At 70.2% G+C, this 25,172-nt stretch carries 18 protein-coding genes and 1 pseudogene; 7 read left to right on the forward strand and 12 right to left on the reverse strand.

The genetic code is table 11. The annotated features are described in order from the left end of the window. Nucleotides 1-14: 14 nt before the first annotated feature. The gene (locus AB0L89_RS36895) at nucleotides 15-1,232 is read left to right on the forward strand and encodes an MFS transporter (protein ID WP_365151543.1); all 1,218 of its coding nucleotides are present in this window, start codon (nucleotides 15-17) and stop codon (nucleotides 1,230-1,232) included. Between the two features lie 73 nt (nucleotides 1,233-1,305). Here the strand turns inward: AB0L89_RS36895 and AB0L89_RS36900 are convergent, their stop codons facing one another. Together AB0L89_RS36900 and AB0L89_RS36905 are read right to left on the reverse strand one after the other, a co-directional pair. Beyond that, the gene (locus tag AB0L89_RS36900) at nucleotides 1,306-2,418 is read right to left on the reverse strand and encodes an ABC transporter substrate-binding protein (protein ID WP_365151545.1); all 1,113 of its coding nucleotides are present in this window, start codon (nucleotides 2,416-2,418) and stop codon (nucleotides 1,306-1,308) included. A 183-nt stretch (nucleotides 2,419-2,601) separates the two neighbouring features. Next, a complete protein-coding gene (locus AB0L89_RS36905) occupies nucleotides 2,602-3,081 on the reverse strand; it encodes a diadenosine tetraphosphate hydrolase (RefSeq protein WP_365151546.1) in 480 nt (159 codons plus the stop codon). Nucleotides 3,082-3,384: 303 nt separating this feature from the next. On the opposite strand from AB0L89_RS36905, the gene AB0L89_RS36910 reads away from it, so the two are divergent. Together AB0L89_RS36910 and AB0L89_RS36915 are read left to right on the forward strand one after the other, a co-directional pair. After that, complete coding sequence (locus tag AB0L89_RS36910) at nucleotides 3,385-4,377, forward strand: aldo/keto reductase (protein WP_365151548.1); 993 nt, start codon at nucleotides 3,385-3,387, stop codon at nucleotides 4,375-4,377. Between the two features lie 143 nt (nucleotides 4,378-4,520). Continuing rightward, nucleotides 4,521-5,305: pseudogene (locus AB0L89_RS36915) on the forward strand (transposase). Between the two features lie 1,035 nt (nucleotides 5,306-6,340). Here the strand turns inward: AB0L89_RS36915 and AB0L89_RS36920 are convergent. The 7 genes from AB0L89_RS36920 to AB0L89_RS36950 form a co-directional block, all read right to left on the reverse strand. Continuing rightward, entirely contained in the window at nucleotides 6,341-7,168 is an 828-nt protein-coding gene (locus AB0L89_RS36920; RefSeq protein ID WP_365151550.1) for a class I SAM-dependent methyltransferase, read from the reverse strand. A 387-nt stretch (nucleotides 7,169-7,555) separates the two neighbouring features. Beyond that, nucleotides 7,556-8,035: a hypothetical protein gene (locus AB0L89_RS36925; protein WP_365151552.1), complete on the reverse strand. Its 480-nt coding sequence runs from the start codon at nucleotides 8,033-8,035 to the stop codon at nucleotides 7,556-7,558. Nucleotides 8,036-8,152: 117 nt separating this feature from the next. Further along, nucleotides 8,153-8,476, reverse strand: coding sequence for a hypothetical protein (locus tag AB0L89_RS36930; RefSeq protein WP_365151554.1), 324 nt, complete (start codon nucleotides 8,474-8,476; stop codon nucleotides 8,153-8,155). Between the two features lie 190 nt (nucleotides 8,477-8,666). Continuing rightward, nucleotides 8,667-9,776 (reverse strand): hypothetical protein, encoded by a 1,110-nt coding sequence (locus AB0L89_RS36935; RefSeq protein WP_365151556.1) that lies wholly within the window; start codon nucleotides 9,774-9,776, stop codon nucleotides 8,667-8,669. Nucleotides 9,777-9,778: 2 nt separating this feature from the next. Then, nucleotides 9,779-10,852, reverse strand: a complete 1,074-nt coding sequence (locus tag AB0L89_RS36940) for a hypothetical protein (protein ID WP_365151558.1) — start codon at nucleotides 10,850-10,852, stop codon at nucleotides 9,779-9,781. Between the two features lie 178 nt (nucleotides 10,853-11,030). Then, on the reverse strand, nucleotides 11,031-11,699 hold the full coding sequence (locus AB0L89_RS36945) for an SGNH/GDSL hydrolase family protein (protein WP_365151560.1): 669 nt from the start codon (nucleotides 11,697-11,699) through the stop codon (nucleotides 11,031-11,033). A gap of 79 nt (nucleotides 11,700-11,778) precedes the next feature. Beyond that, nucleotides 11,779-13,302, reverse strand: a complete 1,524-nt coding sequence (locus tag AB0L89_RS36950) for an FAD-dependent oxidoreductase (RefSeq protein WP_365151562.1) — start codon at nucleotides 13,300-13,302, stop codon at nucleotides 11,779-11,781. Between the two features lie 252 nt (nucleotides 13,303-13,554). On the opposite strand from AB0L89_RS36950, the gene AB0L89_RS36955 reads away from it, so the two are divergent. The 3 genes from AB0L89_RS36955 (at nucleotide 13,555) to AB0L89_RS36965 (ending at nucleotide 21,352) form a co-directional block, all read left to right on the forward strand. After that, nucleotides 13,555-16,752, forward strand: a complete 3,198-nt coding sequence (locus tag AB0L89_RS36955; protein WP_365151564.1) for a BTAD domain-containing putative transcriptional regulator — start codon at nucleotides 13,555-13,557, stop codon at nucleotides 16,750-16,752. 223 nt (nucleotides 16,753-16,975) lie between these two features. Then, entirely contained in the window at nucleotides 16,976-18,007 is a 1,032-nt protein-coding gene (locus AB0L89_RS36960) for a sulfotransferase (protein ID WP_365151566.1), read from the forward strand. Nucleotides 18,008-18,226: 219 nt separating this feature from the next. After that, on the forward strand, nucleotides 18,227-21,352 hold the full coding sequence (locus tag AB0L89_RS36965) for a family 16 glycoside hydrolase (protein WP_365151568.1): 3,126 nt from the start codon (nucleotides 18,227-18,229) through the stop codon (nucleotides 21,350-21,352). 102 nt (nucleotides 21,353-21,454) lie between these two features. On the opposite strand, the gene AB0L89_RS36970 is transcribed toward AB0L89_RS36965, so the two are convergent. After that, nucleotides 21,455-21,895 carry an OsmC family protein gene (locus tag AB0L89_RS36970; RefSeq protein ID WP_365151570.1) on the reverse strand — a complete coding sequence of 147 codons (441 nt, stop codon included), beginning with the start codon at nucleotides 21,893-21,895 and terminating at the stop codon, nucleotides 21,455-21,457. A 170-nt stretch (nucleotides 21,896-22,065) separates the two neighbouring features. Further along, entirely contained in the window at nucleotides 22,066-22,950 is an 885-nt protein-coding gene (locus tag AB0L89_RS36975; protein ID WP_365151572.1) for a helix-turn-helix transcriptional regulator, read from the reverse strand. Nucleotides 22,951-23,042: 92 nt separating this feature from the next. On the opposite strand from AB0L89_RS36975, the gene AB0L89_RS36980 reads away from it, so the two are divergent. Next, complete coding sequence (locus AB0L89_RS36980; RefSeq protein WP_365151574.1) at nucleotides 23,043-23,882, forward strand: SDR family oxidoreductase; 840 nt, start codon at nucleotides 23,043-23,045, stop codon at nucleotides 23,880-23,882. A gap of 144 nt (nucleotides 23,883-24,026) precedes the next feature. Here the strand turns inward: AB0L89_RS36980 and AB0L89_RS36985 are convergent, their stop codons facing one another. Next, entirely contained in the window at nucleotides 24,027-25,085 is a 1,059-nt protein-coding gene (locus tag AB0L89_RS36985) for a vWA domain-containing protein (protein ID WP_365151576.1), read from the reverse strand. Nucleotides 25,086-25,172 lie beyond the last annotated feature (87 nt).

A 25,172-nucleotide genomic window follows, 5' to 3' on the forward strand; every position in this document is an offset into this window, starting at 1 on the left:
GAGTCACCGCACTCATGTCCTCATCCTCCCGGCTCGGACTCCTGAAGGAACGGGACTTCGGGCTGTTGTTCGCCGCTACCGCCCTGGGGCAGCTGGGCGACCGCATTATCTTTCTGGCCCTGCCCCTCGTCGCCATCGCCGCCCTGCACGGTGACGAGTTCCAGGTCGGGCTGCTGGCCGCGATGACCACGGCCGGATCGCTCCTGGTCGGCCTGCCGGCAGGTGCCTGGGTGGACCGCATGCGGAAGCGACCGGTCATGGTCCCCGCTGATCTTGTCCGTGCGCTGGTCCTGATGGCCATACCGCTGGCCTGGTGGGCGGACCGTCTCACCATCTGGTGGCTCTACGCCGCCGCCTTGATCCATGGGGTCCTGACGGTCTTCTTCGATGTCGCCTACGTCAGTTACCTGCCGCATCTGGTGGGGCGCGGCAGCCTCGTGGAGGGGAACTCGAAACTCTCGGCGATACGCTCGGTGACCAGCATCGGCGGGCCCGCGGCGGCCGGTCCGCTGGTCGGGCTGGTCGGAGCCCCGACGACACTCCTGGCGAGTTCGGGCGGGATGGCCCTGTCGGGGCTGCTCGCGCTCTCGATCCGCAAGCACGAGGCGAAGCCGGAGCCGAGCGGGCGCCCGCAGCTGGGGCGGGAGATCAAGGAGGGGCTCCAGTTCGTCCTCCGGCATCCCGCGCTCAGGGGAATCATGCTGGCCGACGCCATCTTCAGCGTGTCCCTGGCGACGTATCAAGCCATGCTCCTGGTCTTCCTGGAACGGGAGATGGGCCTCCAGCCCTTCGGTATCGGTCTCGTTCTGTCGGGGATGGGCTGTGGCGCCTTGCTCGGGGCGCTGGTGGCGGGCGCGGTCGCGCGGCGGATCGGGCAGGGCCCGGTCATCTGGCTCGCTTCCCTGACGACCTGCCCGCTGACCGCCCTGATGCCCTTGGCCGCACCGGGATGGAGCATGTACGTGGCCGCCGCCGGGCTGGCCGCCCTGTCCCTGGGAGGAGTCATCCGGGTCGTGGCTCAGTCGAGCCTGCAACAGGCGCTCACGCCGGATGGGCTCCTCGGGCGTATGAGCGCGACCGCCCGGTTCGTCTCCTGGGGCGGGATCCCCCTCGGCGGACTTCTGGGCGGGGCGTTGGGTTCCGTACTCGGAGCGACGACCACGCTGTGGATCGGCGCGGCAGGGATGACGCTGAGTTTTCTCCCCAACTTCCTGTCGCCGCTTCGGGATTGACAGCGGGTTGGCAGGGACGCGAAGGCCGGCCGGTGCACAGCATCGTGTCCGGGCTTCGCGGCGCGGTGTGCTCTCAGCCGACGTGGAGGACCCGGAAGCGATCGGGCTCCGCCGGATCGCGGTCGACGATCTGGAGGGGTGGTGCACCCCACTGCCATACGCCGATGCCCGGCACGCGGGAGAACTGGATCTGTCCGCGCGTCCCTTCGACGGACACCTGCGGCCAGGACCGGGCGATGCGGGCCCAGGTCGTGCCGTGGGTACGCAGTACGTCGGCGAGGACCGTGATCGTGTCGTAGCCCTCGAAGGCGACGAAGGAGGGGGCCTGGTCCAGCCGTTCGTGGAGGGCGGTCTCGACGCGGGCGCCGAGGGGGGTGAAGCGCGGGGGCAGGTAACGCAGGAACGGGACCGCCGCGCCGTCCGCGCCGAGCAGCGTCGCCCATTCGGTGAACTCCGGCTGCCCTGCGGGAGCACCGATCAGGATTTCGGCGAGGCGCGGGTCGCGGCGGACGGACCGGACGAGCGGTACCGCCGGCTCCGGATGGCCGACCAGAAGGAGCAGAGCGGTCGCACGATGCTCGACGAGGGCGTCGCACACGGCCTCGGGCGTGAGTGTGCTCATGTCGAGTTCGGTGACGGTGGCGCCGTGAGGCGTGAGGTGGTCCCGCAGGATGCGGGTGCCCGTCGCCCAGTACACGCTCGGCTGGGCTGCCACGGCGATGCGGCTGTGGCCTGACGTGCGGAGGAAGTCGGCGTAGAGCCGCCAGCCGCGGGACTGCGGCGGGGCCAGGCGCGCGACCCAGTCGGTCGGCTGCTCGGTGAGCGCGTCGAGAACCGCTGACGAGCACAGGAACGGCAGGTTCAAGTTGTCGGCCCTGGCGGCTGCGGCGCGGGCGACGACACTGTGGTACTCCCCCGCCAGCGCGGCCACGCCCAGGCCGGCCAGTTCGTCGACGGCCGCCTCGGCCTTCCGCGGATCGGCCGCGGTGTCCCGGACCACCAGTTCGAGGGGCCTCCCGCCGATCCCGCCGGTGTCGTTGACATCGCGAACGGCCAGCTCGAGGCCGGCGAGGAGGTGCCGACCGGCCTCGGTCCAGCCCGGTCGGGTCAACGGGACGAGAGCGCCGATGCGGACGGACGGGCCGTCAGTCGGCCCCGCTTCAGAGGACGGTGGTGGCGTCTTCATGCGGTGGCGTCTCCCCTGTGGCGAGTCGGCTGCGGCGTGCCCGGGGCGCACAGCGGCTGGGACCGGCCGCAGCCGTTCGTCTTGTCCCGCCGCGACGGACACGCCTGAGTGATCACGCGGGACATTGCATCCGCCACCGGCGCGGGAAGGCAACCGAATATCTGATCGCCGCTCTCCGTTCCGTCAGGACCTTGACCGCAACCGATCCAGCTCGTTCCCGATCGCCTCCCGTATCAGGCCATGCTTCGGCCCCAGCCCGAACCGCTCGTCACGCCACCGGTCCTGCGGGTACAGCCACACAGGTTTCCCCACCAACTCAGTCGGCTCCCACTCGAATCGAGGCCAGACATGCGCGTGCAGGAACGGGTCCGTGTTTCCCAGGATCTCCAGGTTGACGCGCCGGAATTCCGGGTCGAGGCGTCGGCAGGCCCGCTCGACCGCCTCTCCCAGCAGATCCATGTCGGACAGGAACGTCAGCCGATTCGACCTCGGAAGATCCGACAGCCGCCGCGCACGCGGATCGTCCGCCAGGAGAACCGAGTACCCCGGCAAGAACTGCACGTCACCGATCGCCGCGAAGCCCGAGGCGAGACGCCGCATGACGGTCGGGTTCTCACCGCGCAGCGCGGCTCCTATACGGTCCGTCTTCCAGTCATCTGTCACGCACCCAACCTAGTACTCCAGTCTGACTTCGCGATCTTGTCGCTGACCCTGCTGGGAACGGGTTCGGCCGCTGGGCCGCTGCACCCACTGGTGAAGACAGCCGGGAAATACGCGGTGTCCGGGCCCTGTGGCGACCTGCTGCCGGTGGACCGCTTCGCCCTCACCCGCTCCCGCCGCGCCTGACCCGCCGGCGGGGGCCGGACCTCCGGCTTGACTTGGAGCGCGCTCCAAGTCCTAGCGTCGGAGGCATTCGTCAGCCCTCGAGGTGCCGCCCGGTCCGCCGGGCAGGAGGAGTATCAGCGCATGATCACCCGAACCACGCTTGGCTCGCCCGGTCTCACCGTCAGCGCGATGGGCCTGGGGTGCATGGGGATGAGCGAGAGCTACGGCGCCGCCGACTGGGACGGCGGACTGGCCACCATCGACCGGGCCCTGGAGCTGGGCATCACGTTCCTGGACACCGCCGACGCCTACGGCACCGGGCACAACGAGGTGCTGGTGGGCCGGGCCATCCACGGCCGCCGGGACCAGGTGCAGCTGGCCACCAAGTTCGGCATCGACCGCAGCGCCGGCGACCGGGCACGCCGCATCCGCGGTGCCCGGGACTACGTACTGCGCTCCTGCGACGCCTCGCTGCTGCGGCTGGGCGTCGAGGTGATCGACCTGTACTACGCCCACCGCCCGCCCCAGGACGTGGAGATCGAGGAGACCGTCGGGGCGATGGCCGAGCTGGTCGAGGCGGGCAAGGTCCGCCATCTGGGCCTGTCCGAGGTCGACGGCGAGCTGCTGCGCCGGGCGCACGCGGTGCACCCGATCACCGCGGTGCAGAGCGAGTACTCGCTGTGGACCCGCGACGTCGAGGCGGTCACCCCGGTGATGGCCGAGCTGGGGGTCGGGCTGGTGCCGTACTCGCCGCTGGGGCGGGGGTTCCTGACCGGCACCCTGGACCGCTCCGCACTGGGCGAGAAGGACTTCCGGCGCACCAACCCCCGCTTCGCCGGCGAGGCGGGCGAGGCCAACGAGAAGATCGCGCAGACCGTGCGCGAGGTGGCCGACCGGCTGGGTGCCACCCCGGCCCAGGTGGCGCTGGCCTGGGTGTACGCCCAGACCGAGCGGCTCGGGGTGGCGGTGGCGACCATTCCGGGCACCCGCAGCCCTGCCCGGCTGGAGCAGAACGCGACCGCGCTGGAACTCACCCTGGACGCCGAGGCACTGGCCGCGCTGGACCCGCTGGGCGACCAGGTGAAGGGCGAGCGCTACACCCCCGCACACACCGCTGAGGTCGCTCGGGGTTAGGACTCCAGTCTGGCTTCGCGATCTTGTCGCGGACCCGGCCGGGAACGGGTACGGCCACCGCGTGATCATCGGGGGTTGTGTGGACTCCTGAAGATCGTGCGGTGGCTGCGGGCCATAGCGTAGACCCTGTCCGCTGGTGGGCGATGTTCGACCGGGTCACGGCCCGGATCGCGGGCCGGTTCGAGCGGGTTGGGCCGCGGAGGACGGCCCGCGCCTATCTGCTCGGGCTGCTGTCGGGCGTTGAGCGGAAGAACTGCTGGCAGCCGGCCGAACAAGCCGGTCACGCCCGGCCCGGGCCGATGCAGCGCCTGCTGCGCTACGCCCGCTGGGACGCCGATGCCGTCCGCGACGACCTGCGCGCCTATGCCGCCGAACACCTCGGCACCGACGGCGGTGTCCTGGTCGTGGACGAGACCGGCTTCGTGAAGAAGGGGTCCGCCTCGGCGGGCGTGCAACGGCAGTACACCGGCACCGCCGGACGCATCGAGAACAGCCAGGTCGGTGTGTTCCTCGCCTATGCCACCCGCCGGGGACGGGCGTTGATCGACCGTCGGCTCTACCTGCCCGAGCACTCCTGATGCACCGATCCCGAGCACCGCCGGGCTGCCGGACCACCGGCGAACTCGCCTTCTACCTGTGCTGGTCACCCGCCCAGGTGCCCCTGTCCGAACTGGTCCGCGTCGCCGGCATCCGGTGGAGCGTGGAGGAATGCTTCCAGGCCGCCAAGGGCCAGATCGGACTCGACCACTACCAGGTCCGCAACTGGACCTCTTGGCACCGGCACCGCCACCTGCTTGCCGCCGCTTTCCACCCACCGGCCCTGTCAGTGGCCAAGTTGCTGCGCTGGTCCACCTGGCGCAGACACCACCAGGCAACAGCCCGACGCAGCCACTGCCGACGACGGGCCACCGACGAGCCCGCTGGATAGATCACGAAACCGCACTGGAGTACTCGAGCCCATTTCGTTTGGTGTGATCTTGCGGCAGTCCGGGCGATGACTTCCTCGCTGAGCGGATGGCTCTGGATGACCTGTGGGAGTTCTCCGGGCGGGAGGTCCCACCGACGCCCACGCGCCTTCCGGTCCCGGACGGCTATCGACCCACGTCGCCCAGGCCCGCACAACGCGGTGACCGTTGCAGCGTATACAGCCACGACCAGGCGGGCCGTCCGAGTGTCCTTCTCGATGGCCAGCCGGATTTTGCGCCAGACGGGGCTTCCAGCCCCTGCGTCGGCTTCGAGTACAGCGGGCGCAGCACCGAGTTCTTCGACGCCGCCGACCTGATTGAACTCGTCAGCGCCCGTGAGATCCCTGACAGCACCTGGATCGCGCTTCTTCCCGACTTTCGGCATCGCTACCGTCAACCGGCGCCTTCTGCCCGTCCCGGGAGTCCTCACGACTGTCTGTGCGCAAGCCATGGGACTACTGGATGCGGAAGACCAAGGTGTTGTCAGTGGCAGTAGGCATGATCTGTCGGTGACTTCACTACTGGATGACGTGCGTGCGAGTGCGGATTGGATCGCTTCTGCTCTCAGCCAGTCGGCATACCAAGCGGGCTTCTCCCCTGGCAGTCTGCAGGATGTCGAGCGATTCATGACCGAGCACAGCCGGTCTGGTACTGCGGTGGATGGTGGCCTATTGGCTGTTGACCTCGGACCTCGCCTGTTCGGTCTGGGCTGCTACGTCGGCGAAACGGTCCGACGGATTCAAACCCGCAGACCCGCCCGAGGGGATGGCGGGGTCTGCTTCGGCACCGGTAAGAAGTTCCTTCTGATCTCCCCTTCTTCGGAGCACCGTTGGGCGATTGGTGCGGTGACGGAGAGCCCTTGGCCAGCGGGTGATGCAACGGGTCATGAGGGTGGCGGCTGGCCAAGTGATGAGGGTCTCGAGGCCGTTCGTAGGCTCAGAGCCTCCCCAACGAGGCCGGAGCGGCCGTCCGACCCCCGCCCCACCTGGGCGACGTGGTCATCGGATGCGGGTGGCGGCGACCACGTAGGCCGTCCCCGGCCAGCGGCAGCGGCCTTGGCTGGCCGTGTCCGCCGGTCGTTCGTGCCGACGTGTCCAGCGGCTCACGAGCCGGTCGAACGGCGGGACGCAGGGCGTCAGGTCGTAGTGGACGACATCGACGGGAATGAGCCCGGATTCCCGCATCCGTCGCCGCAACCGTCTGGACGAGAGCGCCCGGATGCCGGACTTCGGCGCGCCGTGCCTGCGCTCCGGGGGCCGGCCGAGCAGGCCCTCGACGTGGCCGAGCAGTCGAAGCAACGGCCAGTACACCCCCCATTCGAACAGGCGGTACGGGCTCAGCGGGTTCAGCATCGTGACGAGAACGAGCCCGCCCCGACGCACGACGCGTTCGAGTTCCCGCAGCACCACAGAAGCGTCGCAGTACTCCAGCAGTCCCATCGCGACCACGACGTCGAAACTCGCCTCCGGGAACGGCAGCGCCTCCGCCTCCCCGACGACCTTGGCGACCTCGGCGTCCGCCGTACGGCCCGATACCTCCGCGATCATGGCGGGCGCCCGGTCGACGGCGGTAATCCGGAAATCGCCGGGGCGTGTGTCGAGCACACGCCGGACGAACATCCCCGGCCCGCAGCCGACGTCGAGAAGATCGCCACCGGGGCAGCTATCCAGGATCTCGCCCACCGCGTGGAGTCTGGAGGAGAAGTACCGTTCAGCGGGCCCCGAGCCCTGATACGAAGCGGCATAGTCGGCCGCGAAGGACGGATCGTCGAACTGCGCGTGGCTGTCACGACCGGAAGCCTGTGGACCCGCGATCGTCGAACCCATGGGGTTCTCCTTCATAAGCAGGCGCCATGCCGCTGGAGGGTCCGGCCAGAGACGGCATCGCGTCACGGACGACCCGCCTCGTGGCGGGCCCGTAGTCGCCCTGCCGGCTTGATCCACTCACCGCGGCGCTGCCTCGCGAGGCTGCGGCGGTGCCCCCAGAATCGTGGTCTGCCGCAGGAGAGCGCGGGTCAGCTTTCCGCTCGCTCGGGAGGCGGTCAAGCGCCGAACAGGCCGACGGAACCTGCTAGTCGGGTCCTGCTAGCGAGACCGGGGGGAGCGCGCTGCCTCGTCAGTACGGCGCTGAGCAGGTGAACGGAACCACCCGGCGTACGCGACGCTCCTCCACGTCGAGGCGATCACGTAGTCAGCGCGCGCCACCGCACAGGCTCATTGCTCCACCCCCACATACGTAAGGTTGCAGCTGCCGATCTCGCCCATCGCGCCGATGTAGGGGTAGGTGAATCCGAGCGTCTTGGTGCCCGCCGACGTGTAGTTGAGTTCGATCGTCTGGGTGGAGTGGCCGGGCATGTCCGCGACGCGCCATGTCGGGGTCTGGCCGTTGTCCTCGATGGAGAACTCGCCGCGGGTGAACCCGTGGTTGAAGTCCGTGTTGTTGATGAACGTGACTCTGTCGACGTGGGCGCTCGGGCCGTCCCAATTCCCCTCGAAGGTCGCCTGAAGCGCGTCGTTCGGGATGTCGATGGCCAGTTCTTCGTTGTCGCAGCTGTCGCCCCAGTGCACGTTCACGATGCTCTGGTTGTACGCCTTCGCGATGAACGCGCCTTCGGCGTGTGCCGTACCGCTGGTGACCACCAGCAGCGCCGAGGCGGCCGCGGCGCTCAGGCCGAGCGTCTTCTTGCCGATCATGAGGGTCTCTCTTCCGGGATGGGTTTCGCACCGCGACAGGGCTCGCAGCGCGACAGGACTCGCACCGCGATGGGGCTCGAACTGCGATGGGCTCGAACTGCGCGGAGAGCGCCGTGACTACACGGAGAACAACTGGTAGTGACGGTCACTGAAGTAGCCGGGAGACCATGCGGTCGAGTACTCGCCGTAGGGGACGACGTTGGTTCCCTGCCGGGTGCAGCTCCCGGGGCCGCAGACGCTCACGCTCGCGTAGAAGCCGCTGCCCGGGCCTCGGTAGCAGCGGATCGTGAACCGATGCCCGTCCTCGGTCACCGACGGCGGGTTGCACTGGATGGAGTCCTCTCGGGGAGGCGCGGCGCTCGCCGCCTCCGAGGTGCCGAGTGCGGCACAGACGGCCAGAGCCGCCGCCCATACCGCGCGCTGTGCCTTGATGAACGCCACTTGTGGGGTCTCCCTTCGCCCGGGCGATGTCCAGCCCACACCGCCCCGATACGCACTGTGCGTGCAATATTAGTCACTCTGCGTATCCAAAAGAGGGAGTAAAGAGCGCGCGTCACCGGCGCGAAGGGGCGTAAAGGCGTAGAGGTCGGAGCGGGGGCGCATCCCCTCAGGAGCTCAGCAAGCCCGCCACTCAGCCATAGCGCAGAATGCGCGGCGCGAACGTGCCCTCTGGGCCGTCGGCCCGGCCGACCGACCACACCGTCGGCGTCCCCGGAACCGGAATCAGCCGCAGCGTCCTGGAGTCGCCCTCCCCTGCCACCGCCGGTTCGCTGTACTCGGTGAACGACCGGCCGTTCCAGGCGAGGAAGTCCGGGCCGGGGACGAGCGGTGGGTTGCCGCCCGGTGGGGCCCACTTCAGGGAGCGGGCCACCGAGACCCAGGCCAGCTCACCGGAGGTGCCGGGCGCCAGTGAGGTGACCGCGCCGAAGTCCGCGGGCACGCTCACCTTGTTCCAGGACAGGCCGTCGAAGCGGACGAGCAGGGGCGGGATCGGCCGGCCCGGAGGTCCGCCGACGAAACCGGCCGAGCCGCCCGCCCACACCTCCGTCGGCGAGACCGCCAGCACGCTGCTCACGGACGACCTCGGGAAACCGTCCACGTTCGTCTGCTGCCACTCCTGGCCGTTCCAGTGCGACACCGCCGCGCTGGAGTGGGCCGCGCCCGCGGCCCAGACGTCGTCGGCCGACAGGACGTGCAGGCCGTACACGGCTCCCGGCGGCACCGGCATGTCCTGCCAGCCCTGCCCGTTCCGGCGCAGCAGTGCCTGACCGCCGTCCCGTGCCCCGATCAGCCAGGTCTCACCGCCGCCGGTGACTGCCTTGTCCAGCACGACATCGCGCGGCACCTTGCTCTCGCGCCAGGCGGTGCCGTCGTAGCGCAGCAGGTGGGAACCACCGGCCGCGTCGTGGCCGACCGCCCAGACCGCGGTCGGTGAGGTCGCGGCGACGGACAGCAGCTCTCCCTGCCAGCGGATGCCGGCCAGGTCGTGGCGCTTCCACGCGGTTCCGTCCCAGCGCAGCAGCAGCGGGAAGCCCGGCGCTTGGCGGCCGACGGCGTCGGTGCCCACCGCCCAGGCCCGGTCCGGCCCGAACGCCACGGCGTCGTTCAGCCCGGCCTGCGGGCGCACCTGTGACGGGACCGGAACGTGGTCCCAGGACCGGGGTTCCGCCGCCGTGGAAGCCACGACGGTCATGAGGGTCAGAACGGCGGCGATGGCCGCGACGAGAAGTCTGCGCGCCATGATCAGCCTCCCCGCCGCTCGCTCATGAGGTGGGGTTTCGAGCCGTAGATCTCGACGGTCCCGAAGGAGAGCAGTGAGGAACCGGTCCTCGTCAGCGCGGTCGGTCCGACGTCGATCGCGTGCGTACGTTCCGGGCCGTAGGAGAAAGTGGTGCGGGAGCCGTCCACGCGCGCGTACTTCGACTGGAACGCGTGGTCGCTGACCATCGGCAGCCACAGCGCGCCGTCGGGTCCGCGCACCATGCCTTCGGTGTAGGTATCGCCCAACGGTGGGTGAGTGGTGCGCCAGGTGTGTCCGTTGAAGGTCATCAGGTAGGTGCCTGCGACGCCGTCGACGTACTGGCTGCCGCCGATCGTGACCCGCCCGGAGGGTTCGAGCAGAGTCGTGTGTACGTTGCTGTTCGGCGGCAGCGGCACCTCCGCGTCCCGCCACGCCGTGCCGTCCCAGCGCAGGATCGCGGTCCCACCGGTGCTCCGGTCCGCCCAGGCCCAGGCGTCGGTGGCCGTACGCGCGGTGATCCCCATCAGGAACAGCACGCCGTCCGGGGGCGCCTGGGTGGTCCAGCCGGATCCGTCGTAGTGCAACACCGTGAGTCCGGTGTCGTCCTCACCGACCACCCAGGCGGCGCCCGGCACCGCCGCGAAGTCCTGGTAGACCCAGAGGGTTCGGGGCAGGGGGATGACTGTCCAACCGGCCGACGACCGGCGCAGGATCTCTCCCTTCCCCTCGCGGTTGTGGAAGATCCACACCTCGTCGCCGACGAACTGCACCTTGCCGAGCCGGCCCGGTTCCCCGGCGCCGGGGAAGGTCGTGTCCCGGCTCCACGCCGTGCCGTCCCATCGGTACAGCATCGGCCGCGGTCCGTCGGCGGCCTGCTCGTAGCCGGTCGCCCAGGCCTCGCGCGGTCCGCGGGCGGCGAGATCGGAGACCGTCGCCGGAGAGGTCGTCGGTGGCACCGGGAGCGCCGACCACCGCGGCGGCTTGGCCGCATCGGACGGTGCTGCCGCCGCGGTCGGCGACAGCACCGCGGCACAGGCGAGCACAAGGCAGACGAGGACCGCACGGAGACCGTTCACGAGACCCCCCAGGACGTGAAGGCCGCTCAGCTTATGGGCGTTTCCTCCAACCGTGAACAGACAGCACACGACCAGTCCGAGGCACCTCGGCCCCGCTGGTGTTGCTCACACCGTGCCGGGTTCCTCAAGCCACGTGACGCCCCTGGAGCGGTCCGATGCCCCTCGCCGTGCGGCCGCGTCATTCGACCAGGTCCAGCCAGGCCGCCGCGAGCGCGGCATGGCCCGCCGGTGTGGGGTGTACGCCGTCCTCGGACCAGTGCTCCGGCCCGGTCGTCGCGGCGAGTCCGGCGAACATGTCGTCCGCGGCCAGCAGGAGTGCGCCGTACGTCCGGGCGAGGTCGCGCACGACCTGGATCTTCGGATCGAGGTCGGCCCGCCATTCCTTCCGTACTTGCGTGTCGATCAGCGCGTGGCCGGCGCCCGCCTCGATGGTGCCGCTGATCGGGAGAAGGAACGGCTCGACGAGGATCAGTTCCGTGCCCGCCTCGGCCAGCGGCGCGAGCAGGCGGTCGTAGCCTGCCGCGAATTCTTCCGCGGGGATCACGCGGCCGTCCGGGGACAACGTGTGCCAGCCCATGTCGTTGACGCCGACGAGGATCGACACCACGTCCGGACGCGCGTCGAGCACGTCCGTCTGCCAACGGGCCTCCAGGTCACTCACCTTGTGGCCTCCGACTCCGGTGTTCAGCCAGGTCACGGGTCGGTCCGGGTGCCGGAAGGCCCACTCCCCCGCGATACGCAGCGGATAGCCGAACCCGAGGCCGTCCTCGCTGCGCAGCCGCTGGCTGTCGGTGATCGAGTCGCCGGTGAACATGACGGTGGTTCCCGGACGGAGGGTGATCGTCATAGGTGCTCCTTCAGTCATAGGTGCTCCTTCATAGGTGAGGTGGGGCAAGGAGTGGTTCGTCGAGGCACCGTTGGGCGGCTCAGATCTCGGTGTGGCCGAACCACTGGTCGGCCGCGCGCTCGAACGCCTTCAGGTCCGCGTCTCGCTCACCCACCCAGGCGACGACTCCGTCCGGCCGTACGAGTGCGGCGCCCAGGCCGAGGTCGTTCCGCGCCGCCCCGTTCGCGTACCGCAGCACGCTCTGCCGGAGCGTCGCCGCGTCCCGCAGGCGGCCGCCGGTGCCGAAGTCGAGGACGACACCCCGGCCGTCCTGCATCAGGTCGGCGAGGCATGTGCCGTCCGTGAGGCGGAAGTCGGGGGCGACGCGGCCGACCAGGGGATGCTCGTCCCCGAGGTCGTAGCGGACCGCCGATCCGGAGATCATTCCGAACATGTAGGTCGTCACGTCCTGGGTGTCGATCAGGTCGCCGATCAGGGCCTGGAGCGCCCGGCCGTGCGGGCTCGGCCGCATGACCGCCGACTGGACGCGCGTCCAGTCCAGGACCCGCGCACCGACGGGGTGGCGTTCGCGGGTGTACGTGTCCAAAAGCCCGTCAGGCGCGTGGCCCCGCACGGTCGCCGCGAGCTTCCACCCCAGATTCAGGGCGTCGCCCAGTCCGGTGTTGAGTCCCTGGCCGCCCAGCGGCGAGTGGATGTGCGCGGCGTCGCCCGCGAGCAGGACACGGCCCTTCCGGTAGGTCGTCGCCTGCATCGCCCGGTCGGTGAAGGTCGACGCGAGGCGGACGTCGCTCAGCGTCACGTCGGTGCCGGACACGCGGCGCAGCACCGCCTGGAGGTGCTCGCGGGTCGGCTGCCGCGTGCGATCGAACGCGCCGCCGTCGAAGTCCATCACGCCGATGTGCCCTTCGGCCTGCATCTGGATGTACGTGCCGGTCGGCGTCGGATTGATCCCCGGGCTCAGCTTCTCGGGGTCGGCGAGGTCCGCGAGCATGAGGTATCCGGTGAACTGCGGCTCCGAGCCGACGAATGCGAAGCCTGCAAGCCGCCGCACCTGGCTGCGTCCGCCGTCGCAGCCGACGGCCCAGCGCGCCGCGTACGCTTCCTCGCCCGCTCGCACGACCACGCCGTCGTCGTCCTGAGTGACGTCGGTGACCGTGACGCCACGCCTGATCTCCACGCCGAGCTTGGCGGCCCGCTCGGACAACACCGACTCGATCACGGCGAGGTAGGTCAACAGCGCGTCCGGGGACGCCGTGGGAAGGCGGTACGGCAGTGCGGCGACGTCGACCTTGGCCGGGTCGAGCACCATGCCCGCGAAATGCCCCACGCCACCACGCAGGGTCTGCGGCCCGTCGGCGTCGAGATCCGCGCCGGGCTCGTCGTGGACCCCCGACGCGGTGAGCAGCGGATGGAGCATGCCTCGGCGGTGGAACGCCCCGAGCGAAGCCGCGAACAGGCCCCGCATGCCGAACGGTGCCGCCCGCCACGGTGAGCCGGGTTCGGCCTCCCGCTCCAGCACCAGGACCGAGCTGCCCGCGAGGCCGAGCTCGCAGGCGAGGAAGAGACCGACCGGGCCTGCGCCCACGATCACTACGTCGTGCATGAGAACCCCTTCATGAGTAACCGTTCCGAAGCCGGTTCCCGGCGGCGTGCCAGGAGCCGGTTCTCCGCGATGCGCCCACAGTGCCGAGGCCCCCTCACACGGCACGCACACGGCGCTGACACGGAGCTCGTCGACACTGACACGGGGGCGCACCGGTGATCCCCTGGTGTGAGGCGCCCGCCATACGTGTGCGAAGCTCGGGAGATGGACGGGAGTGCGCCGCTTCGTGTCACACTGCTCGGCGCCTTTCAGGTGTCTCGTGGTGACACGGCCCTGCCCGTACCGGGCGTCCGGTTGCGGGCCCTGGTCGTACGCCTCGCCCTCGCCGGCGGGCACGCGGTCGAGCAGAGCGGCCTCGTCGACGCGATCTGGGCCGAGGATCCGCCGGCCGACCCCGCCCACGCTCTCCAGGCCCTCGTCTCACGGCTTCGCCGGGCCCTCGGCTCGGCCGACGCCGTCACGCGGTGCGCGGGCGGTTACCGGATGGCCGTGGAGACCGTCGACGTGGACGCGTCACGGTTCGAGGGGCTCGCCGCCGACGGCCGTCACCGCTTGCGTACGGGCGACCCGACTGCCGCAGTGGCCGCACTCGGCGAGGCCGTGGCGCTGTGGGGCGAGAGCCCCGGCGCCGAACCCCCGGTCGTCGCCGCAGTGGCGCCCGCCGTCGCGACCCGGCTGGCCCACGTCCGCGTACAGACCGTCGTCGACCTCGCCGATGCCGAACTGGCCCTGGGGCAGGCGGACATGGCCGCCGCACGCCTGTCCGCGCTCCTCGCCGAGCACCCCGCCCACGAGCATGCCGCCGCGCTGCACATGGACGCGCTCGCCGCCCAAGGGCGCCAGGCCGAGGCCCTCGCCCGGTACGAGCAGGTCCGCGAAGCCCTGGCCGACGGCCTCGGCGCCGATCCGGGCGCCGCCCTGCGCGAGCGCCATCTGCGCCTGCTGCGCGCCGACCAGCCCGCACCGTCGACCCCACGGGCGAGGTCGAGCAACCTGCCCGCGCCGCTGACCAGGCTCATCGGCCGTGCCGACGACCTCGCCCGCATCGAGACCCTGCTCGCCTCCGCGCGCCTGGTGACCGTGCTCGGCCCCGGCGGCGCGGGGAAGACGCGACTCGCCGTCGAGGCCGCCCGCCGCCACCGGCACGCGTACCGCGACGGCGCCTGGCTGATCGACCTCGCATCGGTCACCGATCCCGCCAAGATCGGCGCGGCGCTGCCGGCCGCGATCGGGCTGCGCGGCTCGGCACTGTTCGAGGCCTCGGCCGGGCGGCCCCGCGGCAATTCGACCGATGAACTGGACGCTTTGGCCGCGGAGTTGGAGGGTCGCGAGGCCCTGCTCGTGGTCGACAACTGCGAGCACCTCATCGACGCCGTGGCCCATCTGGTCGCGGCACTGCTGGCCCGCTGCGCCGGACTGCGGGTGCTGGCCACCAGCCGGGAGCCGCTGGCGATCGACGGCGAGACGCTCGTCCCGCTCGGGCCGCTCCCCCTGCCCCCACCGCACGCGGACGTCGACCAGGCGCGCAGAGCGCCGTCGACGCTGCTGTTCATCGAACGGGCGGCGGCCGTGCGGCCCGGGTTCGACGTCGGCGGGCACAACCTCGGTGACGTCCTGCGCATCGTGCGCAGCCTGGACGGCCTGCCGCTCGCGCTCGAACTCGCCGCGGCCCGTCTGCGCACCTTCTCGCTGCCCGATCTGGCCACCGGCCTCTCGGACCGGTTCCGCCTGCTCACCAACGGCAGCCGGACCGCCTTCTCCCGGCACCGCACGCTGCACGCGGTCATCGCCTGGAGCTGGGACCTGCTCGGCGCGGACCAGCGCGCGGTCGCGGAGCGGATCGCCGTGCTGCCGGGCGGCGTCACGCCGGCCTCGGCCGCCGCCGTCTGTGCCGGGACCGAGGTATCGGCCGCTGAGGTCCGGGAACTGCTCGCGGACCTGGTCGACCGGTCGTTGCTCCAGCTCGCGCCGGATTCCGGCCGGTATCGGATGCTGGAGACCATCCGCGCGTACGGCCTGGAGCGCCTGGCCGAGCGGGGCGCCCTGACCGGCGTACGGGAGCTCGCCGCGCGCCATTTCGCCGAACTGGTCGCCCGCCAGGACCCGTTGCTCCGCGGCTCAGGGCAGCTCGACGCACTCCACGTGCTGCGCACCGAGTACGACAACGTGCTGGCCGCGCTGCGCCACCACCACGAGACCGGCGACACCGACGCCGCGCTCGCGCTCGCGGTGAACCTGATCTGGTACTGGCACATGCTGGGCCGGGACGTCGACTCGGCCCACTGGCTCGGCGAGACGGTCGCCCTGCCCGCCGTGCGGCCGAGCGTGGAACGTGACATCGCCGAGGGGGCGCTGCTGCTCGGCATCCTGCCCATCCCGAGCACGCCCCCCGATCTCTCGGCCGAGGCACGGTGCACGGAGGTGCGGATACTCCTCGACCGGCTGCGGAGGCATCCGGAGCTGCCGGGCTTCGGCGGCGCGCTGATCGCGATCAGGCTGGCCACCCTGGAGCAGAACGACGCGTCGTCGACGGCCATCCAGCGCCTTGCCGACGGGCCGGACGTGTGGCTGGCGGGGCTCGCCCGCATGTTCCTGGCCCACTTCGCCGAGAACGAGGGCGATCTCGACCGTGCACGAGGCCACTTGATCGCCTCCCTGGACTGCTACGAGCGGGTGGGCGACCGATGGGGCCTGGCCAAGGTCCTGCCGCTGCGCGCGCTGCTCCGGCAGTACGACGGCGACCTCGGGGGCGCGCTGGCCGACCTGGACGAGGCCAAACGGCTGGCGCGCGCGTTCGGGTCGCTCGGCCCCAGCGACGAGGTCTACATCGACCTGCGCCGGATCGACGTACACGTGCGGCTCGACGAGACCGCACGGGCGGTCGAGACGATCACCGCGGCCCGGGAGCACGCGCTGGGCTCGGCGTCGCCGGAGATGGCGGTTCTGCTCGACGCGCGGGAGGCCGCGCTGCGGATCCGGACCGGTGAGACGAACCGGGCGCGCGCCCTGGTCGAGTCGGCCGAGGCCTGGCTGTCCGGGCGCCCGCTGTCGTCCGGGAACGAGCACGGGCACGCGCTGGTCGCCGCGGTGCGCGGTGCGCTCTGTCTCGAACTCGGCGACGGGCCGGGCGCCGAGGAAGCGCTGGTCCGGGCGTACACGGCGGCGGTCGCCAGCGGGGACCTGCCGTTCGTGGCGACGGTGGCGGTGACCGTGGCCGGCCTCGCCGCGCTGCACGGGCGGCACCGGGACGTCGCGTCGGTCCTTGGCGCGGCGGCCCGTCTGCGCGGCGCCCACGACCGTACCGATCCGCAGGTCCTTGCGCTGAGCGCCGGCGCCAGGGCCGCGCTCGGCGACGCGTGCTTCGCCGAGGCGTACGAGACGGGCCGGCGGCTGGAGGCGACGGCGGCGCTGGAGCTGACCGATCCGGGGCGGCTGCGCGGCGAGGCATGAGATGGATGGCGCTCGCGCACGGCATGAGCGGTCGAGCGGCACGAACGGCATGAGTGGCACGAGCGGTCGAGCGGTCGAGCGGTCGAGCGGTCGAGCGGTCGAGCGGTTCGAAGAGCATCAGGGATGCATCGGGGCATGCGTGTCCTGGTGCCACCTGGTGCGCTCGGCGCGAGTGTGCTGAGGTGCACGGAGCCCCGGAACACCCGCCCTGTGCCCTCGGAGAGTGACCTTGCGCAGCTTGACCTTCGTCATCGGTACGGGCCGCAGCGGGTCCACCGCGCTGTCCCGCATCCTCAACGCCCACCCGGACGTGCTCAGCCTCAACGAGTACATGGCCTCGGTCGGTGACACCGCCTTCCCCGAGGGGCGGATGTCGGGCGCGGAGTTCTGGGAGGTCCTCTTCAGGCCCACCCCGTACTTCGCGAGCATGATCCGCAATGGGCTGCTGATGCCGGAGTTCCTCTACACCCGCCGTCCGGGCCGGTACACGGCCGAGGCCACCGGCATCCCCGCGCTCTCGCTCATGGTGCTGCCCCATCTCACCGACGACCCCGACGGCCTCCTCGACGAGATCCGCGCGGCGGTCGTCGGCTGGCCCGCGCGTGCCGCCGCCGAGCATCACACGGCGCTCTTCGCGCTGCTCGGCGCGCGGTTCGGGCGCACCGCCGTCGTGGAGCGTTCCGGGTACTCGACGGGCTGGGCGCCGGGGCTGCGCGAGACCTTCCCCTACGCGAAGTTCGTGCACCTCTTCCGTGACGGGCCGGACTGCGCCCTGTCCATGAGCCGTCACATCGGCTATCGCGTGATCACGTCGATGCGGGAGATCAGGGAGCGGACGGGTGTCGAGAGCTTCGGCGACCTGACGGAGAAACAGGTGCTGTCGCTGCCGCCGGAGTTGGCGGCGCTGCTCGCCGACCGCTTCGACCCCGCTCTCGTACGCGACCGGGACTTCCCCCTGCGGCGGTTCGGCGACCTGTGGTCCGAACTCGTCGTCCAGGGCACCCGGTTCATCGACGGCCTGCCGGGCGATCAGCGCATGTCGCTCGCGTACGAGGACCTCCTCGACGCTCCCCGCGAGGAACTCGCCCGCCTCGCCTCGTTCGTCGGGGTCGAGCCGTCCCCGCGGTGGCTGGACGGCGCGTGCGCCCAACTGGACGACAGCCGTCGTGGTGCCGCGGCGAAGCAGCTGACGGGCGCCGAGTTCGAGGAGCTGAGGCAGAGCTGCGCTCCGGGCACGCGCGCGCTGGGGAGGTAGCTTCCGCCTCGTGACCAGGGCCAGGGCGGCTCCGTACGCCGGTCCGGCCGGTGCCGTGCCGTAGCCCGTCGGCCCCGGCCCGCCTTCGACGCAACCCAGTTCTTCCTTTCTGTGGACAAAGTATGGACGCGCTCCGAAGTCGTCCCTACGCTGAGCGTCGCTTTGCCACAGAGATCTGCGTAACCCATGCCGGAACACCGGAACCACGCAGGAGGAAGAGTGAAGCCACGTCCCGGGCCGATGTCCGGCTCCCCCCGCCGCAGAACTCGAAGAGCCACCGGGTCCAGCGGGACCCGAAGGGCCGCCGGATTCGGCGGAACTCGGAAAGCCACCGGATTCGGCAGAGGCAGGAGATCCGCAGGCGCGCTTTTCACCGCCGTCCTCGGCTGTGGACTGCTCACCGGCGGACTGCTCTCCCCCGCCGCGGCCGCCAAGGACGATCCGCGGCCGTTCGCGGACCTGCCGCCGCAGGAACCCGGCGTCACCTTACGGGTGTTCGACGTCCAGACCCCGCTCAAGAAGCTGTGCGACCTCAAGCCCGCGCAGACCCCCAATGTCGACAAGCTGATCCCGACGGCCGACTGGAAGTCCACCGACGGCTTCGGGTTCAGCGACAACTTCGTCTCGCAGATCATCGGCAACCTGAACGTGCCCGAGGCCGGCTCGTACGACTTCCGGCTGATCAGCGACGACGGCTCCCGGCTGTTCCTCGGCGACCGGCGGGTCATCGACCACGACGGGCTGCACGGCGCCGAGCCCAAGGACGGCTCGGTCACGCTCAACGCCGGCTACCAACCGCTGCGCATCGACCACTTCGACGCGGGCGGCGACCAGCAGGTCACCCTCCAGTGGAAGCCGCCGGGAGCCGACGGATTCACCACGGTGCCCGACTCCGTGCTCAGCACGGACGCCGATGTCGTACGGGTCACGGCGCCCGGCCGCAAGGAGTGCGAAGGGACGCTCGACACCCCGGGGGACGGCCTGCCGCTCACCGAGGTGAACCCCGGCTACAAGCTGACCGACCTGCGCCCCAAGGGATTCGAGCCGCAGGTGTCCGCCATGGACTGGCTGCCCGACGGGCGGCTGGCGATCTCCACGTGGGGCGGCAGCACGGAGACGAAGGGTGAGGTGTACCTCCTCGACAACGTCACCGGCGATACCGGACCCGACAAGGTCACGTACAAGAAGATCGCCGACGGGCTCAAGGAGCCCATGGGCATCAAGTACGTGGACGGGAAGCTGTATGTGTCGGAGAAGCACCAACTGACCGAGTTGAACGACAAGAACGGCGACGACGTCACCGACGAGAAGCGCAAGATCGCCGAGTGGCCCTATGGCGGGAACTTCCACGAGTTCGCCTTCGGTCTGCTCTACGACAAGGGCGACTTCTATCTGAACCTGTCGGTCGCGATCAACTACGGCGGCGCCACCACCGATCCGCAGCCGGCGCCGAACCGCGGCACGACCATCAAGGTCAACAAGGCGACGGGCAAGGTCAGTTATCTCGCCGGGGGGCTGCGCACCCCGAACGGCATCGGGCGCGGTCCTGGCGGTGACCTGTTCGTGGCGGACAACCAGGGGGGCTGGCTGCCCGCGTCCAAGCTGGTCCACATCAAGCAGGACCGGTTCTTCAACCACTACATGAATCCGGACGGACCGTACGACGACCAGCCGGTCACCAAACCGGCGCTCTGGCTGCCGCAGAACGAGATCGCCAACTCACCGAGCACGCCCATGCAGCTGAAGAAGGGGCCGTTCGCCGGTCAGATGGTCTTCGGCGACGTGACCTACGGCGGTCTGCAACGTGCCGACCTGGAGAAGGTCGGCGGCGAGTACCAGGGCGCGGTGTTCCGGCACACGCAGGGCCTGGAGTCGGGGATCACGCGCATCAGCGAGGGTCCCGACGGCGCGATCTACACCGGGGGCCTGGGTGCCGACGGGAACTGGGGCCAGGCGGGCAAGCTCCGCTTCGGTCTGCAGAAACTGACACCGAGCGGCAAGACGGCCTTCGACATCAAGACGATGCGTGCCACCCGCGACGGTTTCGAACTCACCTACACCAAGCCCCTGTCGGAGGAGACCGCGGCCAAGCTGACCAAGGGTGCGTACTCCGTCGAGCAGTGGCGTTACGTACCGACGCCCGCGTACGGCGGCCCGAAGGTCGACGAGGAGTCGCTGCCGGTGTCCTCGGCGACGCTCTCCGAGGACCGGCGCAAGGTGCGACTGGCCATCCCCGGCCTGAAGTCCGACCGTGTGGTCCACGTGCGTTCGCCCCGCCCGTTCTCGTCCGCCGAGGGCGAGCAGCTGTGGTCCACCGAGGCCTGGTACACCCTGAACGCCAAGCCCGGTCCGCAGGAGCCCGTCACCACGTACGACGCGGAGTCCGCCCACCTGTCCGGCGGAGCGGGCATCGACACCGAGCACGCCGGCTACACCGGCGGCGGCTTCGTCGACGGCTTCGGCGACAAGGGCGCGAAGGCCCGCTTCGACGTCGTGGTCGACAAGGCGGGCGCGTACGACGTGGGCCTGCGGTACGCGAACGGCCCGCACCCCTCGCCCGGAACCAAGACGATCGGGGTCAGCGTCAACGGCGGCGCGGCGAAGCAGACGAGCCTGCCGTCCACCGGCGAGTGGAAACGCTGGTCCACCGAGACCGAGCGGCTCGACCTGCGCAAGGGCCGCAATACGATCACCTACGCCGTCGGGGCCGAGGACACCGGCCATGTGAACCTCGACGCGATCGACGTGCGCAGGCCCGGTGCCCGGATCGACCTGTTCTCGGGCGGCAGCATCTCCACCGCGTGGCAGCACTCCGACGGCCGCAGCGCGGCATGGCCGCACACCGCCGAGAAGTCGATGGAGGTCTGCTGCGGCGACCTGCGCACCAAGCAGCACTTCAAGGACTTCGAGCTGCACGTCGAGTTCCGGGTCCCGAAGCTCCCGGACGACGTCACCGGGCAGGACCGCGGCAACAGCGGGGTCTATCTCCAGGAGCGCTACGAGGTGCAGATCCTGGACTCGTACGGCGTGGAGAAGCTCGCGAACAACGAGGCGGGGGCGATCTACCAGAAGAAGGCCGCCGACCTCAACGCGTCCACGGCGCCGGAGACCTGGCAGACGTACGACATCACTTTCCGCGCCGCGCGCTTCGACACGGACGGCAAGAAGACGTCGGACGCGCGGGTCACGGTCGTCTGGAACGGCAAGAAGGTGCACGACGACGTGGCCGTCGACGGTCCGACGGGTGCGGGTGATCCGGAGTCGGCGGCGGCCGGTGCCCTTCGGCTCCAGGACCACGGCAACAAGGTTCGCTTCCGCGATGTGTGGGTGAAGCCGCTGCCCTGACGGCTTTCCGGGGGGGGCGCTGCGCTTGCGTGAGCCCCTCCCTCTGCCCCTCCCTCTGCCCCTGCCGACGACTCGCGGGTCGTCGGCAGGGGCTTTGCCTGCTCATCCGCCGGCGAAGAGAGTGGTCCCGTCGGGCCCCTGCGCCTCGACGCGCGCGCCATGTTCGACCGTGCGGCTGACGGTGCAGTACTTCTCGTGGGTCAGGCGGATGGCGCGCTCCAGCGTCTCGGCGGCCTTGTCGTCGTCTTCGGGCAGTTCGAGTTCGTAGGAGACCCGGACGACGCCGACACGGCCGTCGTCCTCGGGCCGGGACACCGAATCGACGACGATGCGCAGTCCGTCGTGTTCGACGGTGCGGGCCGTGCGGTCCACGACGAGTCCCCCGCAGCCGCCGAGCGCGGCGAGGAGGAGTTCGACGGGGGTGAAGGAGGGCTGGGCGTCGGGGTTGTCGGCGGCGGCGATACGGACCTCGGCGCCGCGGTCGTTGCGGGCGGTCCAGTCGCGTTCGCCATTGCGTACGGTCTCGATGCGGTAGTCGGCCATGGCGGAACGGTAGCCCGGGACGGGCGCGGGGCCGCGGAGGCGGGCGCCGGGGGCGGTCGAGTGAGTCGGGGCGTCTGGCGTGCCTGCGTGACTGCGGCCTGACAGTTCTCCGCCCCGGCCCACGCGATCACCTCAGCGGCCGAGCGCGCTGACACGTGTGGGTGCCAATGTTAGCGCTCAAGTGGGGTCGAGCCGGTCCAGCTGGCCAGAAGACCGAGTGCCTGGCGTTCGGGCGAGTCGGGCTCGGGTGAGTAGACGGTCATATGGAGCCCGGGGTCAGCGGGCAGGTCGAAGGCTTCGTAGGGCAGGGCCAGGTCCCCGACGAGGGGGTGGCGGAGTTGCTTCACGCCGGAGCGTTGGAACTTCACGTCATGCCTGGCCCACCGCTGGGCGAACTCGTCGCTCTTTGTGCAGAGCTCGCCGATCAGGTCCATCAGCCCCTTGTCTTGCGGCGAGCGGCCGGTCTCGGTGCGCAGGAAGGCGACCGAGTCGTTGGCGGCCTTCTCCCGGTCGGGCCAGAAATCGGCAGAACCAGGGTCGAGGAACAGGAACCGCGCGGTGTTGACCGGACCACGCTGCGCGAACAACGGGGAATCGTAGACCGGGGCATACAGAGCCTGGCCGAGAGAGTTGGCGGCGAGAATGTCGAACCGGCCGTTACGGATGTAGGCCGGTAGGTCGGTCATCGCGTCGAGCACCCGCAGAACCACCGGTCGGATCCGCCCCGGCGCAGTAGGTGACCGGCGCTGGGACGCGGTGGCCGCGCGGGCCAGGTCGTAGAGGTGGGCCCGCTCGGCATCGTCGAGCTGGAGCGCGTGGGACAAGGAGTCCAGTACCGAGTCCGAGGCGCCCCTCAAGTTCCCGCGCTCGAGGCGGATGTAGTAGTCGACGCTCATCCCGGCCAGCAGTGCCACCTCCTCCCGGCGCAGCCCGGTCACACGTCGATTGCCGCCGAAGACGGGCAGCCCTGCCCGCTGGGGCGACATGCGGGCGCGACGGGTGCTGAGGAACTCCCGCACCTGGTCGGCCTGCTCATGCCTCTCGCTGTCGGTCACCTCACCACCGTAGGTCGTGCGGCGGTGTGCTGGGAGGTACTGCCGTTACCCGGAAGAGCAGTCACTCCCACCCTCGCACGGACGCGGGTTCCATGGCCGGGACACAGCGACACAGCGACACAGCGGAAAGGCGCCAAGTCGTGGACAACCAATTCACAGCGCATACAGAACTCTTCGATCTGAGCGGAAAGCGCGCGCTCGTCACCGGTGGCACCCGAGGCATCGGGATGATGATCGCGCGTGGCCTTCTCCAGGCGGGCGTCCGCGTGGTCATCAGCTCACGCAACGCGGAAGCGTGCGCTCAGGCGCAGGAACGGCTGTCCAGATTTGGTGAGGTGCGGGCCATCCCCGCCGACCTGTCCCGACACGACGAGTGTCGGCGGCTGTCCGACCTCGTCACCGCCGACTCGGAGCGTCTCGACATCCTCGTCAACAACGCGGGCGCCATGTGGGACGAGCCGCTGGCCACGTTCCCGGACGCGGCCTGGGACACGGTCGTCGACCTCAACCTGAAGTCGCCGTTCTGGCTGGTCCAGGCGCTGCTGCCCGCACTTCGCAAAGCGGGCACCGCCGACGATCCCGCGCGGATCATCAACATCGGAAGCATCGCCGCCATCCACGTCCCCCAGCGGCCCAACTACTCGTACTCCAGCAGCAAGGCCGCACTGCATCAACTCACCAGGGTGCTCGCCAGGGAGCTGGGACCGCAGCACGTCACCGTGAACGCCGTGGCGCCGGGACCGTTCCCGTCGGCGATGATGGCTGCAACCCTCGATGAGCTCGGCGAGGCGATCGCGGCGTCCGCCCCACTGCGCCGGATCGGCCGCGACGACGACATGGCGGGTGTCGCCGTGTTCCTCGCCAGCCGGGCAGGCGCATACCTGACGGGCGCCGTGATCCCCGTCGACGGCGGCATCGCCACGACCGCGTAGGTTCCCGTGGTGCGCCAGTACGGATGGCACGGCCGTGGACCTTCCGCAGGTAGGCGGCGAGTCGTGCGCCGCGCCGGCCTGCCTGGGTTCCGGCTCCTCTCGTAGCGGGATGTGCGGGCCGTCTGCACGGCCCGCACATCGGCGTCAGAGCATGATCAGCAGCCGCGTATTCGGCTTGAGCTTTCGGTTCACCGAGCGGCTCTGCACGTATACCTCCAACTTGGGGTTGTTGCCCGCCTTCACCGAGACCGTTCCCTGAATTCCCGTACCGAAGAGAAGGCTGCGCGCCGCGTCTCCGGTGTAGGCGCGGTCGGTGTCCTTTTCGACCACGACGACTTCCTTGTTCTGCTGCACCTGGGCCCGTGCGCCCAACTGGTAGTAGCACGATCCGCGTTCATAGGTGACGCCCGGGTGGGAATCGACGAAGGGGCGGATCTCGATTTCCTGGTCGACCTTCAGGAGCCGGTACTTGTCGGCCGGAATCGGTTCGAGATTCGCCCGCACCTCGTCCACCGATATGTCCTGGCCGACGGCGAAGAGGTTCTTCGTGCCGCGCACGCCCTGCTCACGGCCGCGCAGGAAGCTCGTCGCCGCGGCCCGCACCGTGCCGATCGCCTCCTCGACGCCCTTCTGGGAATCCGCGTCCCAGATCGCGATGTTCCCCGCCGGGAAGCCGTAGTTCTGAGCCGTGCGCTTGGCCAGCGAGTTCGGGACGAGGATCGCGGACGTCCAGTGGCCCGGAAGGCCGCCCATCTTCGCCGTGATCCGGTCGAGCCAGGGGCCGAGGATCGTCATGTCGCCGTCGTGCCGCCTGTCCCCGCCGGAGGCGTTCTCCTCGCCGTCCGTCACCACGATCTGGAGGAAGCTGTGCTCGCCGTACTCCTCCCAGATGTGGCCGAGGTCTTCCAGGGACTTCACCGAAGCCTCGATGAGGGCCGTCGCGCCATTGTTGACCCGATACAGGCCCCGCATTGACGGCAGGTGCTTCACGTCCATGTCCCAGACCAGGTTTTCCACCCTGTGGTCGAAGGAATAGAGACTGATCCGGGTCTCGTGACCCAGGCTGTCCGATTCCGCCTTCAGACCCGCCACGAACTCGTCCACCACACGTATGAGTTGCTCCTGGTGCGGACGCATCGAGCCCGAGCAGTCCACCACCAGCGCCACGTGATTCACCTTGTGCTGGATCCTGTTTGCGGACATGTTTGTGCTCCCCCTCCAAAGGTCCCCGAGTGATGTATTCACACTAGAGGGAGGCACTGACAACGGAGCCTCACCGCGAGGCCGCGC

This window comes from Streptomyces sp. NPDC052114 (genome assembly GCF_040680155.1).
Taxonomy (GTDB): Bacteria; Actinomycetota; Actinomycetes; order Streptomycetales; family Streptomycetaceae; genus Streptomyces.